This window comes from Streptomyces sp. 13-12-16 (assembly GCF_002114215.1).
Lineage (GTDB): Bacteria > Actinomycetota > Actinomycetes > Streptomycetales > Streptomycetaceae > Streptomyces.
Window position 1 is genome coordinate 1 of record NZ_NCTE01000141.1, and the last position, 15,038, is coordinate 15,038.

12 protein-coding genes, 1 tRNA gene and 1 pseudogene are annotated in these 15,038 nt (G+C 72.3%); 7 read left to right on the top strand and 7 right to left on the bottom strand.

What is annotated here, in order from left to right; genetic code table 11:
- The 3 genes from B7767_RS06595 to B7767_RS06605 all read left to right on the top strand — a co-directional run.
- On the top strand, positions 1 to 1,339 hold a 1,339-nt coding region (locus B7767_RS06595), incomplete at its 5' end, for an aldehyde dehydrogenase family protein (protein ID WP_085571309.1).
- 148 nt (positions 1,340 to 1,487) lie between these two features.
- Positions 1,488 to 1,572: transfer RNA gene (locus B7767_RS06600), tRNA-Leu, on the top strand.
- A 500-nt stretch (positions 1,573 to 2,072) separates the two neighbouring features.
- Entirely contained in the window at positions 2,073 to 2,384 is a 312-nt protein-coding gene (locus B7767_RS06605; RefSeq protein ID WP_143652249.1) for a hypothetical protein, read from the top strand.
- A gap of 93 nt (positions 2,385 to 2,477) precedes the next feature.
- On the opposite strand, the gene B7767_RS06610 is transcribed toward B7767_RS06605, so the two are convergent.
- From B7767_RS06610 to B7767_RS06620, 3 genes are read right to left on the bottom strand one after another with little or no spacing between them, the layout of a single operon-like run.
- The gene (locus B7767_RS06610) at positions 2,478 to 3,206 is read right to left on the bottom strand and encodes an amino acid ABC transporter ATP-binding protein (protein ID WP_085571318.1); all 729 of its coding nucleotides are present in this window, start codon (positions 3,204 to 3,206) and stop codon (positions 2,478 to 2,480) included.
- A 23-nt stretch (positions 3,207 to 3,229) separates the two neighbouring features.
- Entirely contained in the window at positions 3,230 to 4,150 is a 921-nt protein-coding gene (locus B7767_RS06615) for an amino acid ABC transporter permease (RefSeq protein WP_085571311.1), read from the bottom strand.
- A complete protein-coding gene (locus tag B7767_RS06620) occupies positions 4,147 to 5,031 on the bottom strand; it encodes an ABC transporter substrate-binding protein (RefSeq protein WP_085571312.1) in 885 nt (294 codons plus the stop codon). The genes B7767_RS06615 and B7767_RS06620 overlap by 4 nt, the downstream gene beginning before the upstream one ends.
- 554 nt (positions 5,032 to 5,585) lie before the next feature.
- Between B7767_RS06620 and B7767_RS06625 the strand changes: the two genes are divergently transcribed.
- Positions 5,586 to 8,036: a tetratricopeptide repeat protein gene (locus tag B7767_RS06625; RefSeq protein WP_256923344.1), complete on the top strand. Its 2,451-nt coding sequence runs from the start codon at positions 5,586 to 5,588 to the stop codon at positions 8,034 to 8,036.
- A gap of 113 nt (positions 8,037 to 8,149) precedes the next feature.
- Here B7767_RS06625 and B7767_RS06630 read toward each other — a convergent pair whose 3' ends face one another.
- Positions 8,150 to 8,980: an SAM-dependent methyltransferase gene (locus B7767_RS06630; protein WP_179167051.1), complete on the bottom strand. Its 831-nt coding sequence runs from the start codon at positions 8,978 to 8,980 to the stop codon at positions 8,150 to 8,152.
- Positions 8,981 to 9,331: 351 nt separating this feature from the next.
- Complete coding sequence (locus tag B7767_RS06635; protein ID WP_085571314.1) at positions 9,332 to 9,700, bottom strand: VOC family protein; 369 nt, start codon at positions 9,698 to 9,700, stop codon at positions 9,332 to 9,334.
- A gap of 63 nt (positions 9,701 to 9,763) precedes the next feature.
- Here B7767_RS06635 and B7767_RS06640 point away from each other — a divergent pair, with 63 nt between their 5' ends.
- The 3 genes from B7767_RS06640 to B7767_RS06645 all read left to right on the top strand — a co-directional run bounded on the left by B7767_RS06640 (position 9,764) and on the right by B7767_RS06645 (position 11,858).
- Complete coding sequence (locus tag B7767_RS06640; protein ID WP_085571315.1) at positions 9,764 to 10,222, top strand: MarR family winged helix-turn-helix transcriptional regulator; 459 nt, start codon at positions 9,764 to 9,766, stop codon at positions 10,220 to 10,222.
- A gap of 75 nt (positions 10,223 to 10,297) precedes the next feature.
- Positions 10,298 to 10,639, top strand: coding sequence for a hypothetical protein (locus B7767_RS49260; protein WP_179167050.1), 342 nt, complete (start codon positions 10,298 to 10,300; stop codon positions 10,637 to 10,639).
- 274 nt (positions 10,640 to 10,913) lie between these two features.
- Positions 10,914 to 11,858 carry a serine/threonine-protein kinase gene (locus B7767_RS06645; protein WP_085571316.1) on the top strand — a complete coding sequence of 315 codons (945 nt, stop codon included), beginning with the start codon at positions 10,914 to 10,916 and terminating at the stop codon, positions 11,856 to 11,858.
- Positions 11,859 to 11,891: 33 nt separating this feature from the next.
- On the opposite strand, the gene B7767_RS06650 is transcribed toward B7767_RS06645, so the two are convergent.
- Together B7767_RS06650 and B7767_RS06655 are read right to left on the bottom strand one after the other, a co-directional pair.
- Complete coding sequence (locus tag B7767_RS06650) at positions 11,892 to 14,150, bottom strand: UvrD-helicase domain-containing protein (RefSeq protein ID WP_085571317.1); 2,259 nt, start codon at positions 14,148 to 14,150, stop codon at positions 11,892 to 11,894.
- Positions 14,147 to 15,038, bottom strand: a pseudogene (locus tag B7767_RS06655) (RNA helicase); the annotation flags it as partial. The pseudogene B7767_RS06655 and the gene B7767_RS06650, both read right to left, overlap by 4 nt.

Consider the following 15,038-nt stretch of genomic DNA (forward strand, 5'->3'; position numbering starts at 1 on the left):
CACCGCCCGGCAGGCCGTGCGCGCCGCGCTCGACCAGCACCGCGCCTGGCGGCACGTCCCGCTGCCGGAGCGCCGCGCCCGCGTCACCGCCACCCTCGACGCCCTCGCCCAGCACCGCGAACTCCTCGCGCTCCTGCTGGTCTGGGAGATCGGCAAGCCCTGGCGGCTCGCCCGGGCGGACGTCGACCGCGCCGTCGACGGCGTGCGCTGGTACGCCGACGGCATCGACGGCATGCTCGCCGGCCGGGCCCCGCTCGACGGACCCGTCTCCAACATCGCGAGCTGGAACTACCCGATGAGCGTGCTCGTTCACGCATTGCTGGTACAGGCACTGGCAGGAAACGCGGTCATCGCCAAGACCCCGACCGACGGTGGCGTCGCCTGCCTGACCCTGGCCTCGGCACTCGCGGCCCGCGAGGGGATACCCGTCACCCTCGTCAGCGGCAGCGGGGGCGAGCTGTCCGAGGCGCTGGTGCGGGCGCCCGAGATCGGCTGCGTCTCCTTCGTAGGAGGGCGCGACACCGGTGCCGCGGTCGCCACGGCCGTCGCCGACCTCGGCAAACGGCACATCCTCGAACAGGAAGGACTCAACACCTGGGGCATCTGGAACCACTCCGACTGGGACACCCTGAGCGCGGTGATCCCCAAACTCTTCGACTACGGCAAGCAGCGCTGCACGGCCTACCCGCGCTTCGTCGTCCAGCGACGGCTCTTCGACGACTTCCTGGCCGCCTACCTCCCCGCGGTGCGCACGCTCCGGGTCGGCCACCCGCTCGCCGTCGAACACCCCGCCGACCCCCACCCGCGGCTCGACTTCGGGCCGGTGATCAACGCGGCCAAGGCGAAGGAGCTCCACGACCAGGTCGCCGAGGCCGTCGACCGCGGCGCCGTCCCGCTGCACCGGGGCACGCCGTCCGACGCCCGCTTCCTGCCCGGTCAGGACACCTCGGCGTACGTCCAGCCGGTCACGCTGCTGAACCCGCCCCGGTCCTCCCCGCTGCACCACGCGGAGCCGTTCGGCCCGGTCGACACCATCGTCCTGGTCGACACGGAGGCGGAACTGCTGGCCGCCATGAACGCGTCCAACGGCGCGCTGGTGGCCACGCTCTCCACGGACGACCGGTCCACCTACGACCGGCTGGCCCCGCACATCCGCGCCTTCAAGGTCGGCCACGGCGTCCCGCGCTCCCGCGGTGACCGCGACGAACTGTTCGGTGGCTTCGGCGCGTCCTGGCGCGGCGCGTTCGTCGGCGGCGACCTCCTGGTCCGCGCCGTGACCCGGGGCCCGGCCGGAGAACGCCTGCCCGGCAACTTCCCGGAGTACCAGCTCATGCCCTGACGCGCGTGACCACCCGGACACGCGCCGTGCACCCCGTCCCGCCACCGCCCGGAGGTACGGAAAACGCAGGTGAAAGGCACTGCGAAACCTTGGTATGGTTGTCCATGTCGCCGCGGGGGGAACACCTCGCCGAGGCGGCGGACACCTTGTCCGGGTGGCGGAATGGCAGACGCGCTAGCTTGAGGTGCTAGTGCCCTTTATCGGGCGTGGGGGTTCAAGTCCCCCCTCGGACACATCGCTCAATCGATGGCCCCGACCGAAACGGTCGGGGCCATCGGCTGTTTCGTCTCACCGAAGGTGGCGTGTGGTCTCCCGGAGGGGGTGTGCCCGGCTGGTCGCACCACTCACTGGACACACCCCGCTCGTACAGCCCGATCCGTTTCTTCGTCGCTCCCGTGCGGGATCCCGCGGCCCCCGGGGTTCTCCGGCCCGCGCACGGGGCTGGTTGACTTCTTCCGCGAGGGCTCCCAGGGGCTGACGACAAGCCACGACGCCGGCCCGGGCGACGGCCGTCCGCGGCGTCGACCGACGTCGCACCGTCGACATCGAAGAGGGCGCGCTCACTGGGACTCGACTACGCGAAGTGATGACCGTTCGGGTGCTGAACGGGACGTGACCGGCATCCCTCCCGAATGGTGGTCCCGCGGGCAAGCGGGAACCAATGCTGCGCTTTAATGCTCATGCACACAGATACGTACGCAGGAAGGGTGCGGCCATGGGGCTCACTCGCAAGATGCTCTCGCTGACCACGATGGGCGCGGTGGATTTCCGTAGTGACAAGGAGCGCATCGCGCGCAAGACCGCGAAGGGCGCTCGCGCTTCGAAGAAGACGGCGAAGGAAGCCAAGCGCCAGAGCGCTCTGCTCGAGGAACAGAACGCCCTTCTTGCCGCCCAGGCCCAGGCGCAGCCTCAGGTGCCGGCGGCTCCGAGCCCCGGGAGCGACATCGCGGGCCGTCTCCAGCAGCTTGACGGACTCCGTACCGCCGGTGCCATCACCGAATCCGAGTACCAGGCGCGGCGTACCGCCATCCTGAACGAGATCTGAGCTCTTCCGCCACCGACGAACGGCTCCGGGGGATCATTCTCCCGACGTCCGCGGCTGCGGCGCCGCCCCGCTCGCCCGACCCGCCGCGGCCCCTCACAGGCGGCCCGCCTCCACGATCCGTCGCAGGAAGCGCCGGGTGCGGTCCTGCCGCGGGGCGCCGAAGAGCTGCTCGGCGGTGCCGCGCTCCAGCACCACGCCCCCGTCGAGGAAGCAGACCTGGTCGGCGACCTCGCGGGCGAAGCCCATCTCATGGGTGGCGAGCACCATGGTCATGCCGTCGTCCTTGAGGCCGCGCACGACGTCCAGCACCTCGCCGACCAGTTCGGGGTCGAGGGCCGCGGTGATCTCGTCGAGCAGCAGCAGCCGGGGCCGTACGGCGAGGGCGCGGGCGATCGCCACCCGCTGCTGCTGGCCGCCGCTGAGCCGGTCCGGGTACTCGCCCGCCCTGCCACCCAGCCCGAGCCGTTCCAGCAGCTGCCGGGCCTGCTCCTCGGCCCGGGCGCGGGGGACGCGGTGCACCCGGCGCGGGGCGAGGGTGATGTTCTCCAGCACCGTCATGTGCGGAAACAGGTTGTAGGCCTGGAAGACCACGCCGATCCGGCGCCGCACCGCGTCCTGGTCGGCGCGCGGGTCGGTGATCTCCTCGCCGTCCAGGTGGATCACGCCGTCATCGACGTCCTCCAGGAGGCCGGCGCACCGCAGCAGCGTCGACTTGCCGGAGCCGGAGGCGCCGATCAGCGCGGTCACCGTGTGCGGGGCGACCTCCAGGTCGACGTCCCGCAGGACGACCGAGCCGCCGAAGGTCTTGCGGACGGACTCCATCCGCAACAGCGGTACGTTCTCGCTCACGTCGCTCCTCCTTGCGCCCGCCGGCGGTCCATGCGGGCCGTCACCCAGTCCGTGAGGCGGGTCATCGGGATGGTCAGGGCGACGAACACCAGCCCGGCCACGATGTACGGCGTGTAGTTGAGGCTGCGGCCCACGACGATGTCCGCAGCCCGCACGGCGTCGACCGCACCGCCGATCGACACCAGACCGGTGTCCTTCTGCAGCGACACCAGGTCGTTCAGCAGCGGTGGCACCTGGCGGCGCACCGCCTGCGGCAGCACCACGAACCGCAGCGCCTGCCGGTTGGTCAGGCCCAGGGAGCGGGCCGCGGCGCGCTGCGAGGGGTGCACCGACTCGATGCCCGCGCGGAACACCTCCGCCACGTACGCCGAGTACGTCAGCGTCAACGCCGTGCCGCCGAGCAGCACCGGGTCGACCGTGACGCCCTGGAGCCGCAGCGCCGGGACGCCCAGGACCACGATCATCAGGTTGATGATCAGCGGCAGCCCGCGGAAGAAGTCCGTGTATGCCGCCGCCAGCACCCGCAGCGGGAAGAACACCGGACCGCGCAGGGTGCGGGCCACGGCGATGAGCATGCCGAGCACCAGCACGGCCGCGCCGCACACCAGCAGCAGCCGCAGGTTCAGCCAGAGCCCCTCCAGCACCTTCGGGAACGCCTCGCGTGCGTACCGGCCGTCGAAGAAGGTCTCCTTGGTCCGCGGCCAGCCGGGCGCGCCGACGACGAGCAGGTAGAGGGCGACCCCGGTGACCAGGGTGGAGAGGGCGGCGACCGCCGTGGCGCGGCGGGCCCGGGCACGCCGGTACCGCTCGCGCTCCAGCCGGCGCGGCGACGGCACGTACGGGTCCGGCGCGGCACCCTCGTCGTCGTCCCTGCCGTCTGCGCCGTCGCGGCCGGACTCGCCCTTGACGACGGTCACTTGAGCACCGGGGCGTCGGCCGCGTCGGCCAGCCACCGTTGCTCGATCTCCGCCAGTGTGCCGTCCTCGCGGAGCGCGTCCACGGCCTTCGTCACGCAGCGGGTGAGCGCGCTGCCCTTGTCCAGCACCAGGCCGAACTGCTCCGGGGCGCCGCCCCGGTCCTCGAACTGGCCGACGATCTCGGCGTCGGTCACCTCGGCGGCGGTGATGTAGAACGCGGTCGGCAGGTCGACCACGATCGCGTCGACCTGGCCGTTCCTCAGTGCGGACTTGGCCTGGTCGTTCTTGCCGTAGACGGCGGCGTCCCGGGCCGGCCGCACGATGTCCTCGATGAAGGAGAGGCTGGTCGTGCCCACCTGGGCGCCCAGCTTGAGGTCCTTGAGGTCCGCGACGCCGGTCGCCTTCGCGGCCGGGGAGTCCTTCAGCGCGACGACGGCCTGACGCACGTCGTAGTAGCCGGACGAGAAGTCCACGGCCTTCCTGCGCTCGTCGCTGACGGAGACCTGGTTGATGTCGAAGTCGAAGGTCTTCACCCCCGGGGCGAAGGCCTTGTTGAACGGCACGCTCTGCCAGACCACGGAGTCCTCGCCGTATCCGAGCCTCTCCGCCACGGCGTAGGCGACGGCCGACTCGAAGCCCTCGCCGTTGGACGGGTCGTCGTCCTTGAACCACGGCTCGTAGGCGGGCCGGTCGGTGGCGATCGTCAGCTTGCCGGAGGTCTTCGTGGCGAGCTCGCTCTCGGTGCACGAAGCGCCGGTCGAGCCGGAGGGCCGGGCGGACGCGTCGTCCTCCGGCTGCGGGGCGCAGCCGGAGGCGGTCGCGAAGAGGACGGTGGTGACGCCGGCGAGGATGCGGCGCAGGACACAAGGGGCGAGAGACATGGCGGGAGGGTGGCAGCGATCTCCCCGTTCTGTCGAGGGCGCCCCGTGACAATCCGCATGCTGAGAACGGGTGTTGCGGTCTCGTGAACGGGCGGACCCGGTGGGGTCCGTGGGTGGTGGCCGGCCAGGGCGGTCGAGGGACCGCGATGCGTCCGGATGCGTGGGGTGCGGGGTGCGCCGTGGCCACCTCGGCCACGGCGCACACCCTGGCCCCGTCCACGGGTTCCGGCGGCGGACGCGTACGACGTCGGGAGGCACTCCGGCCGGGTCCTGCCCGAGGTGCACGGCCGGCTTCTCCGGACGGTGCGGGGACGGACGGCACCGCACTCCGCTCGGGCCGCGGGAGGCCGGAGTCCGCACACCGCCGCCCCGCCGCGGCCGGTGCCGCCGGCAGGACGGCTTCCGCTCACCCGCGGGCGCCGCACCACCTCGAGTGGCTTCGCCGAAGTCCACCCCGACGAGCCGAAGTCGGTGGACACTTCCGTGAGAGGTGGGGGTGCCGAACGACGGGGGCGGGAGCGGTGCGCAGGCGGGGTGCGTGGACGGGGCCCGCAGTGGCGGGTGCTGCCGCGGTGGTGATGGCGGGGCTCGGACTGGTGACCAACTACGCGAGTGCCTCGGTGCCCGGGTGGGCCACCAGGTCATGGGTGGTGTGGCTCGTGTTCGCGGTTCTGCTGGCAACCGCCGTGGGACTGCTGTTGTGGGGCCGGCACCTGGACGGCGAGAGGCCCGCGGCACGGCTGACGTCGGTGGACCGGCCGGCCGGGAGCCGGCACGGCTCACTGCGGTACCCGCATGTGGAGCGGGTACGCGGCCGGGAGGCGGAGTTGGCCGTCCTGACCAGGATGCTGCGCCGACCGCAGGACGAGTTCGCGGTGGTCTGTGGAGCCGGTGGGCTGGGCAAGACCACGGTGGCCGCTCAGCTGGCCGCCCGGGCGGAAGAAGACGGCCGGCAGGTGTTCTGGGTGCGCTGGCGCGACTCGGTGGATCTGGCACAGCAGATGACACGGGTGGCGGTGGCCTGCGGGCTGTCGGAGGCCGATCTGGAGGCGGCACGGGCCGGACGGGAGAGTCTGCCGGACGTGGTCTGGCGGCAGCTTGCCTTTTCACGACGGCGGTGGCTGCTGGTACTGGACAACGTCGACGAGCCGCAGGCGGTGGACGTGGAAGGCGAGCCGGTGGCGCACTACCGGGGCTGGATCCGCCCCCACGGCCGCGGTCTGCTGCTGATCACCAGCCGGGACACCAGCGAACAGACGTGGGGGCGACGCGCGCGGCTGCTGCCGTTGAGGCCGCTGGCCGTGCCCGACGCGGGGCAAGTGCTGCTGGACGCGGCGTCCCGGGCCGGCACCCGGGCACAAGCACAGGAGCTGGCGGAGCGTCTGGGCAGGCTGCCGCTGGCCCTGCACGCGGCCGGCTCCTATCTGGCCACCCCCACCAGCCGCTACCGAACGTTCGAGCGTTACCATCAGGCACTGGACGCCGAGCTGGGCACGCTGTTGGGTGCTGAACACCCGGACGCCTCCGACCCGGACACCGCCCGTACCGTGGTCCGCCACACCTGGGAGTTGTCCTTGGACCAGCTCGCCGCCGAAGGACACGTGCTGGCCCGCCCGCTGCTGCGGATGCTGTCCATACTGGCGGCGGCCCCCGTCCCGCTGTTCCTGGTCACCCCCGGCCTCCTCACCGCCGCGACAGGACGATCGGCCACCACCGCCGGCGTGGAAGCCGCCCTCGCGGGCCTGTACCGCTATGGGCTGCTCGATCTGCCCGAAGAACCCGGCCCTCAGGCACGGCCGGCCTCGGGTGACGACCCGCCCGCCCGGGTGGCGCTCCACCCCCTGGTGAGGGAAATCAGTGCCCTCGCCCTGGCAGCCGACACTCCGAACCTCATCGTCTGGCGTCAGGCCATGGCCACACGGCTGACCGAGGCCGCTCACGACACCGCCCGCGCCGGGCGCTCCGGCTGGTCCGCCGCCCGGCTCCTCGCCCCGCACCTCCCGCTCCTGCTCGACCACACCACGGTCCCGCAGGACCTCACCGACATCGGCGACATCCTCAACCGCCTTGCCGATGTGCTGCATGACGCGGGCGCCTACACGCCGGCACACGCACTGAGCCGACACCTCCTCCACGCACAGACCCGCGTCCTGGGCGCGGACCACCCCAGTACCCTGGGCAGCCGCCACAGCCTGGCCAAGGCCCTGGACGGGATGGGCCGGTACGCGCAGGCGGCCGACTTGCACCGGCAGAATCTCGTCGCCCGTACCCGTGTTCTGGGCCCTGACCATCCCGACGCCCTGACCAGCCGCAACAACCTCGCCAACGCGCTGTACGGGATGGGCCGGTACGCGCAGGCGGCCGACTTGCACCGGCAGAATCTCGTCGCCCGTACCCGTGTCCTGGGCCCTGACCATCCCGACGCCCTGACCAGCCGCAACAACCTCGCCAACGCGCTGAACGGGATGGGCCAGTGCGTGCGGGCGGTCGACCTGCACCGGCGGAACCTTGCCGCCCGTACCCGTGTCCTGGGCCCCGATCACCCCCACACCCTGGCCAGCCGCAACAACCTGGCCTTCGCTTTGGACGGGACGGGCCGGCACGCGCGAGCGGCCGACCTGCACCGGCAGGTCCTCGCCGACCGTGCCCGTGTCCTGGGTCCCGACCATCCCCACACCCTGAGCAGCCGCCACAACCTCGCCGACGCGCTGTACGGGATGGGCCGGTACGTGGAGGCGGCCGACCTGTACCGGCAGGCCCTCGCCGATTACCTCCGTGTCCTGGGCCCCGATCATCCCCACGCCCTGGGCAGCCGCCACAACCTCGCCGACGCGCTGTACGGGATGGGTCGGTACGCGGAGGCGGCCGACCATCACCGGCAGAATCTCGTCGCCCGTACCCGTGTCCTGGGTCCCGATCACCCCGACACCCTGACCAGCCGCGACGGTTTGGAGACGGCATTGCTGACTTCGACTCGTCGGGATGGGCTTCGGCGAAGCCGCTGAAAGGCCGGGAGCGGTGGCGCGGACGGCGTCTTCCTGCCGGTCGGCGCCTCGCGTTCCTCAAGGGCTGAAGGCGCGGGAAGGTGTTCGTCGCGCCCCCGTCACCGACCGGGGCGCTACGTCTTCCGGGCCAGCCCGGCGACGATGAGGCGTTCCCAGACGGTGAGCTCCCGTTCCGCGCCGCCGGCGTTCCACGGACCGGCGGTCGTGTCGGGGCGCCACAGGGGCGCGGGGACGATCCCGGGGTCGAGGATCTCCAGGCCGTCCAGCAGGGAGGTGATCTCCTCGTCGGTGCGCCACCGGCCGCGGCCGAAGGTCTGCTGGAGGACCCGTTCGGCCTCCGCGGTCTCCGGGTTGTCGCCGGAGCGGAAGTGGCTGACGAAGAAGTGGCTCCCGGAGGGGACGTGGTCACGCCAGTGGCGGACGATCCCGGCCGGGTCCTCCTCGTCGTTGACGTGGTGGAGGACGGCGCTGAGGACGACGGCGACGGGGCGGTCGAAGTCGATCAGTTCCAGGGTCTCCGGGTGGGTGCGGACGCCTTCGGGGTCGCGGATGTCGGCCCGGACGACCCGGGTGCGGTCGTTCTGCTCCAGCAGCGCACAGCCGTGGACCAGCACCTGGGGGTCGTTGTCGACGTACACGATCCGGGACTCCGGGGCGTGCCGCTGCGCGACCTGGTGGACGTTGTCGGCGGTCGGCAGACCACTGCCCAGGTCGATGAACTGCCGTACGTCGGTGGTCGTCACGATCTGCGCGATCGCCCGGGTCAGGGCCGCGCGGTTGGCGAAGGCGATGGCCACCGAGCCGGGGAGGTCCCGGAGGAACACGTCGCCGACCTTCCGGTCCACGGCGTAGTTGTCCTTGCCGCCGAGCAGGTAGTCGTAGACGCGGGCGATGCTGGGCCTGGTGGAGTCGATGGAGGAGCCTTCAACCGTCATGACGGCCATCCTCCCCCGCGACGCCGCCCGCCCACCGGCGTTCCGGGATCCCCGGGCGGACGGGTTCCGCGGGAGGCCGACGTCCGCTTCACCACCCGTGCCTGCGACTTCACCGACAAGGTGACCAGCAGTGCTCCAGCGGTGAGGGAGCGAAGGGGACGCGCGTCCACGGCCGGGCCGCGGCGAAACCGCCGGCCGTCCACGAGTTCGACGGCGACCACCCCGCGCACGGCCGGTGGGTACCGGCCCGCCGCGGCCCGGCCGCCCGGGAGGGACCGCCTGCCGCCTCGCCGCCGGTACCGGCACATCACCCTCGCCGTACCGGCCCGCGCGTTCCTCGCGGACGTGTCCGCTGGTCGGTCAAGCGCGGTCGTGGAGCGTGACCTGGTAGCCGTCGGGGTCGGCGAAGGTGAAGGTCCGACCGAAGGGGCCGTCGACCGGTGCGGAGACGATGGTGTGACCGTCGGCGACGAGCGCATCGTGGATGGCCTGGACGTCGGTGGCGTGGAGCCAGATCGCGGCACCGATGCCGGGCTGGGCGACGGATGCGAGGTCGGTTCCGGGAACGATGTCGCGGACTGCGAACGCGATCGGCTTCGTATCGAAGACGACGGCGTGCGGAGGTCCGGCCGGCGAGCGGACGAGGCCCAGGTACTGCTCGTAGAACGTCTGCGAGGCGTCGAGGTCGCGCACTTGGAGCGAGATGAAGTCGGGGCCGGTGGCGGGCATGACGATGCTCCTTCTTTTCGTGTCAGTTTTCTGACACGCGTCAACCTATGTCAGAATACTGACATGAGTCAAAAAGGTGTCGGCGTCGACCTGGAGACGTCACCGGGCTATCTGCTCAAAGAAGCGTCGAGCGCCCTCCGCGCGGCCATGGAGGAAGTGCTGCGGCCGCTCGGGATGAGCGTGACGCACTACTCCTGCCTCGAACTGCTGGCGCAACGACCGGGCTTGTCGAACTCCGAGCTCGCGCGGGGCGCGTTCGTGACACGGCAGACGATGAGCGTGCTGCTCCAGGCCCTGGAACGGGACGGCTACGTGACCAGGCCCGCGGAGGCGCCCGTCGGGAAGGTGCTTCCCGCGCGGCTCACACCTCGCGGCCGACGGAGCCTCGAGAAGGCGAGCGCGGCCGTCCGGTCCGTCGAGGCCAGAATGCTGGCCGGCCTGACCGAGACCGAGCAGTCGGACGCGTTCCGCATCCTGCAGAGGATGATCCGTTCCCTGCGCGATGACGACAGGGACGCATAGCCCGTTCACGCCTTCCGGGCCGGCCCGGCGGCGATGAGGCGTTCCCGGACGCCGAGCTCCCGTTCCGTGCCGCCGGTGTTCCACGGACCGGCGGCCGTGTCGGGGCGCCACAGGGGCGCGGGGACGGTCCCGGGGTCGAGGATCTCCAGGACGGACGAACTGCGGCTCGCGGCCGTACCGGTCGGGCTGCACGGGGACACCGCAGACCTGCCGCTGCTGCTCGAGGCCCGGGAGACGGAAACGGCCCCCGTGGTCGCCCTCGTCCTCGACCCACCTCGGCCTCACCCTGGACGACGCGATCCTGGCCGCCCCTGGCCCACGCTGATCGTCGCGGAGGACGACGCCCCGTCCGCACCACGCGGCGACTCCTACGCGGGCGAGGGCCCGGTCCCGCCGGGTGCCGTCGAGACCCTGTAGGTCCCGGGTCACCCCTGCCGCCCCACGCCCCTCAGGATTCCGGGAACGGGACCGACTGTCCGATCCACGAGACGCACCGGTCGCTCCGGGGCCGGACCGGCCGGCGTCACGTTCGTGGGTTCCGTGCGGGATTCCGTGCTCCCCGGGTTTTCCGGTCCGCGCACGAGGCTGGTTGACTTCTTCCGCGCGGGCTCGCGCGGGCTGCCGGTGCCGGGCCTCCGGCCGGGCGGTCCGCGCGCCGGCACACCGTTGGGACTCATCGAGGGAAGTGCACGTGGAGCAGTTCGCTGCGGGCAAGGTACTGCGCGGCAGGTACCGGCTGGACCGGATCCTGGGCCGAGGGGCGATGGGCCACGTCTGGCAGGGGGCGGACGTCTATCTGGAGCGTCCCGTCGCGGTCAAGACCGTCGCCACGGATCTGCTCGCCCTGCCGGACCGGCGCCGCACCGCCCTGGCGCGCTTCGAGAGGGAGGCCAAGACCGCCGCCCGTCTGGACCACGCCAACCTCACCACCGTGTACGACGCGGCCGTGACCGAGGACGTCTGCTGCCTGGTGATGCAACTCGTCGACGGGACGACCCTCGACAACGTCGTCGACGGCGCCGACGACGGGCGCCTGCCGGTGCCCGCCGCGGTCTCCGTGGCCGCGCAACTGTGCTCGGGCCTCTCCGCCGCGCACGCCGCCGGCCTGGTCCACCGCGACCTCAAGCCCCAGAACGTCATGGTCCGCACCAGCGGCCTGGTGAAGATCCTCGACTTCGGCCTGGTGAAGGTCCTCTCGGACGCCGACCCACAGCTCACCATGACCGGTGAGACGCTCGGCAACGTCGCCTACGCCTCACCCGAACTCCTGGCCGGGGACAGGCCCTTGGACGCCCGCAGTGACCTGTACGCGGTGGGCTGCCTGCTGCATTGCATGCTCACCGGCCGGCCCCCCTTCGACTGCCCGAACCCCGCCGAGATGGTGACCCGGCACCTCACCGCGCCCCCGCCCCGTCTCGCCGACGGCGGTGTCGACGCCCCGGCCGCGCTCCAGGACCTGACGCACACCCTGCTCGCCAAGCGCCCCGAGGACCGTCCCGACAGTGCGGCGGACGTGTACGCGGCCCTCGCCCCGCACCTGCCGGCCCCCGATCCGGCGTTCGCCAACCGCAGGATGCCGCCGGAGGATCCCCGGCGGCCGTTCCTCGTGCCGCAGGCGCCGGTCATGCCGCGTTAGACGAGGCGGACCGCGGCACGATCCCGGGGCGGGTCACGCCGCGGCCGGCGGCCGGACCTCTATCAGTTCCTTGAGGAACGGGCTCGGCTCCCCGTGCCAGAAGACGTCCAGGCTGTCCCGGGCGCGCGTGGCCGCCACGAAGAGCAGGGACCGGGCCCGCTGCATCTCCGTCCGGTGGCGCGCCGGGTCCGTGGTGCGCCGCCGCTGGACGTCCGCGCGCGGCACGAGCCCGTCGGTCACCCCGGCGATGATCATGCGCTGGTACTCCAGCCCCTTGAACCGGAACATCGTGCCGATGTGGACGCCGCTGTCGCCGAGGGGCCCGTCCGGACCGATCTCCAGCGCCATGACGCCGTGCTCCCGCAGCGTGTACGCGACCTCGCGCGCCATGTCGTTGGTCGGCACGGCGATGGCGATCTGCTCGTGCGGCACCTCCCCCCAGGACCCGATCAGCGCGGCGATCGCCTCGCGCTCGTCCGCCCAGTCGGCCAACCGGTGCAGGTCCGGGACGGCGCCGCTGAGCACGGACCGGTACCCGGCCAGCGTCTCGGAGCTGCCGTCGAGGTCGTCGTACTTCTCCTCGCCGAGCACGTTCAGCGCCGAGCGCAGGATCTGCCGGGTGGTGCGGTAGCTCAGCGACAGCTTCGACGACCGGCCGCGGATGTTGACGCCGAGGCTGCCGAGGGTCACCTGGTTCTTGTAGATGCGCTGGTGGGTGTCGCCGACCAGGAAGAGGTCGTTGCGGTCCGGGGCGGTCATCGCGCGCAGCATCTTCCAGTGCGCGGGCCGCAGGTCCTGGGCCTCGTCGACCACGATGTGCCGGTACCGGTAGCGCAGCCAGCCCCCCGAACCGTCGGCCACGTGGACGTTGTCGAGGCCGCCCGCCTCCTCCCGCCGGCGGTCGATGTCCTGGATGCGCCGGGCGCGTGCCACCTCCAACTGCGCCGCCCGCTCCGCGATCTGGTCCCACGTCTGGACTCCGAGCCGGTCCAGGCGCTGGGTGAACCGTTCGGCGAGCTGCCAGATCTCGGCGCGCTCGGCACGGGTGACCGTGCGTCCGCGTCCGGCGCGGCGGGCACGGAAGTAGTCCGTGCGGGAGGTGACCGCCTGGCCGAGGATCACCTGCGTCCACTCGTCGTGCAGGAACTCCGCGTCCCAGCCGTCCTCGCCGAGTTCGTCGAGGAGCGAGCGCCATTCGCGGACCGACTGCGCCTCGTCGACGATCCGCTTGCGGTTGCCCGGCTCCGCCTCCCGGACGGTGCGCAGCGCGAGCTGGTCGACGTGGCTGATCTCGACGCGCGACAGCAGCGTCTCGCCGCCCAGGGCGAGCAGGCGCGAACGCAGGTCCGCCGCGAGGTTCTTGTTGTACGTGGTCAACAGGACCGGCTTGGTCCGGCCGGCCGGGAGCCGCTCCACCAGATGCTTGACCCGGTGCAGCGCCACGATCGTCTTGCCGGTGCCGGGCCCGCCGCCCACACGCGCCGGACCGCTGTAGTCCCGCGTGACCAGCTTGGCCTGGGTGGGGTGCAGGAACACCTTCCAGCGCCCGAAGTCCTCGCCCTCCAGCGCCTCGCGCAGCGCGTCGTCGGTCGTGGTGACGATGGTGGCGGGACGTTCGACGGCGGCCCGGAAGTCCTCGGGGTCCACGGGGTCGGGCGTCGCCACGGGGGCGGTGACCTGCTCCAGGACGTCGTCGTACGCCTTGCCGTCGTACAGCGCCAGCAGCACCTCGCCGGTGAGCTGCGGCGCGTACTCGACGAGGCCGAGGAGCTGGTCCTCGGTGGTCAGCGCGGCGACGACCGGGACCAGGGACGGGGCCACGCCCAGGTCGGTGAGCTGCTGCTCCGACCACGTCGCGAACAGCGGCTCCGGGGCGGCCGGTTCGACGGGCGGGGCGGGTTCGACGGGCGGGGCGGTCCGCGGGGTGGCGGGGCTGAGCACCTCCTCCTGCACGACCTGGAGGTCCACGTACTCGATGCCGCCGGTGACGCGGTTGACCGAGTAGGTGAGCCGGTCCAGGTGCGCGTACACGTCCTTGCGGTGCTTGACCGAGACGATCAGCCAGTCGTCGTCGGCCAGCCGCAGCAGCAGCGCGCGGTACTCGTCGTTGACGCGCGCCGAGTGCAGCTTGTCGTGCCCCTGCAACTGCTTGAGCCGCAGGCCCGCGGAGTCGGGGTTGGTCTTGAACTTGTGCTGGAAGTCGTAGATCGCGCCCTTGACCGGGCGGGGGAGCTTGAGGATCTCCCGGTCCGCCTTGTCGAGCAGGCGCAGTGTCACGTTCTTGCCGGTCACGGCTGGTCGTTCCCCCCGCTGTCCTTGGTGTCCTTGGTGTCCGTGATGGTGTCGTCCGACGGGTGACGGCCGATCCGCTCGGCGAGGTCGTCGGCCGTCCAGTGTTCGGCGGTCCGCACCTCCCAGCCGGCCGCGGCGAAGTCGCGGTCCCGGTCGGCGGCCTCCGGATCGAAGTCCTCGCCCTCCGGCGGGCTCGGGGTCCGGACGACTCCGACGCGTGCGTCCGGCCAGGCCAGTTCGGCCTGCCAGCCGGTGTGCGCGTCGAGCTCGTAGCCGTCCCGGGGCACCGGGACGCCCCGTGCGGCGAGGGCCTCGGCGAGCGCGAGCAGGCCGGGCTCGTCCGGGTCGAGGTACTCGACGACCCGGTCCCACGCCGCGTCCCGGACAGGCGCGGTGTCACCCGTGGTGGGCGCCCCGGCGGCCGCGGGAACCGACGGTGCGGTCCTGGCCGGCGCCGGCGTGCCGCCGGTGAGCGTGAGGTGGACGCTCTGGAGGACACCGCTTCCGCCCGTGACCGCCAGCGTCTCCACCGGGAACCCGTCGAGGCGGCCGGTCGTCAGCTGGACGGCGTCGCCGCCACCGGTGTCCAGGAACTGCAGCAGGTTGGACCAGTACAGCCAGGCCCGCCAGCGCCGCTTGTGCTCCTCCTCCCGGGCGTGGACGCCGGGCGCGTCGTCGAGGAGGACGAGGCCGGTCCACGCGGGCGGCCTGGCCCGGCCGTCGGCGGCGAACACCAGCGGCAGTCCGGATCGGTCGGTCACCGAGAACAGCTGCACCGGGCCGCGCGGCCCCGCGGGCGTCTCCCCGCGCAGCGCCGCCGTGATCTGCCCGCCCAGCGCGTCCGGTGTGAGCGCGGACGGGCGGGCCCCGGCGCCCATGAAGCCCGCC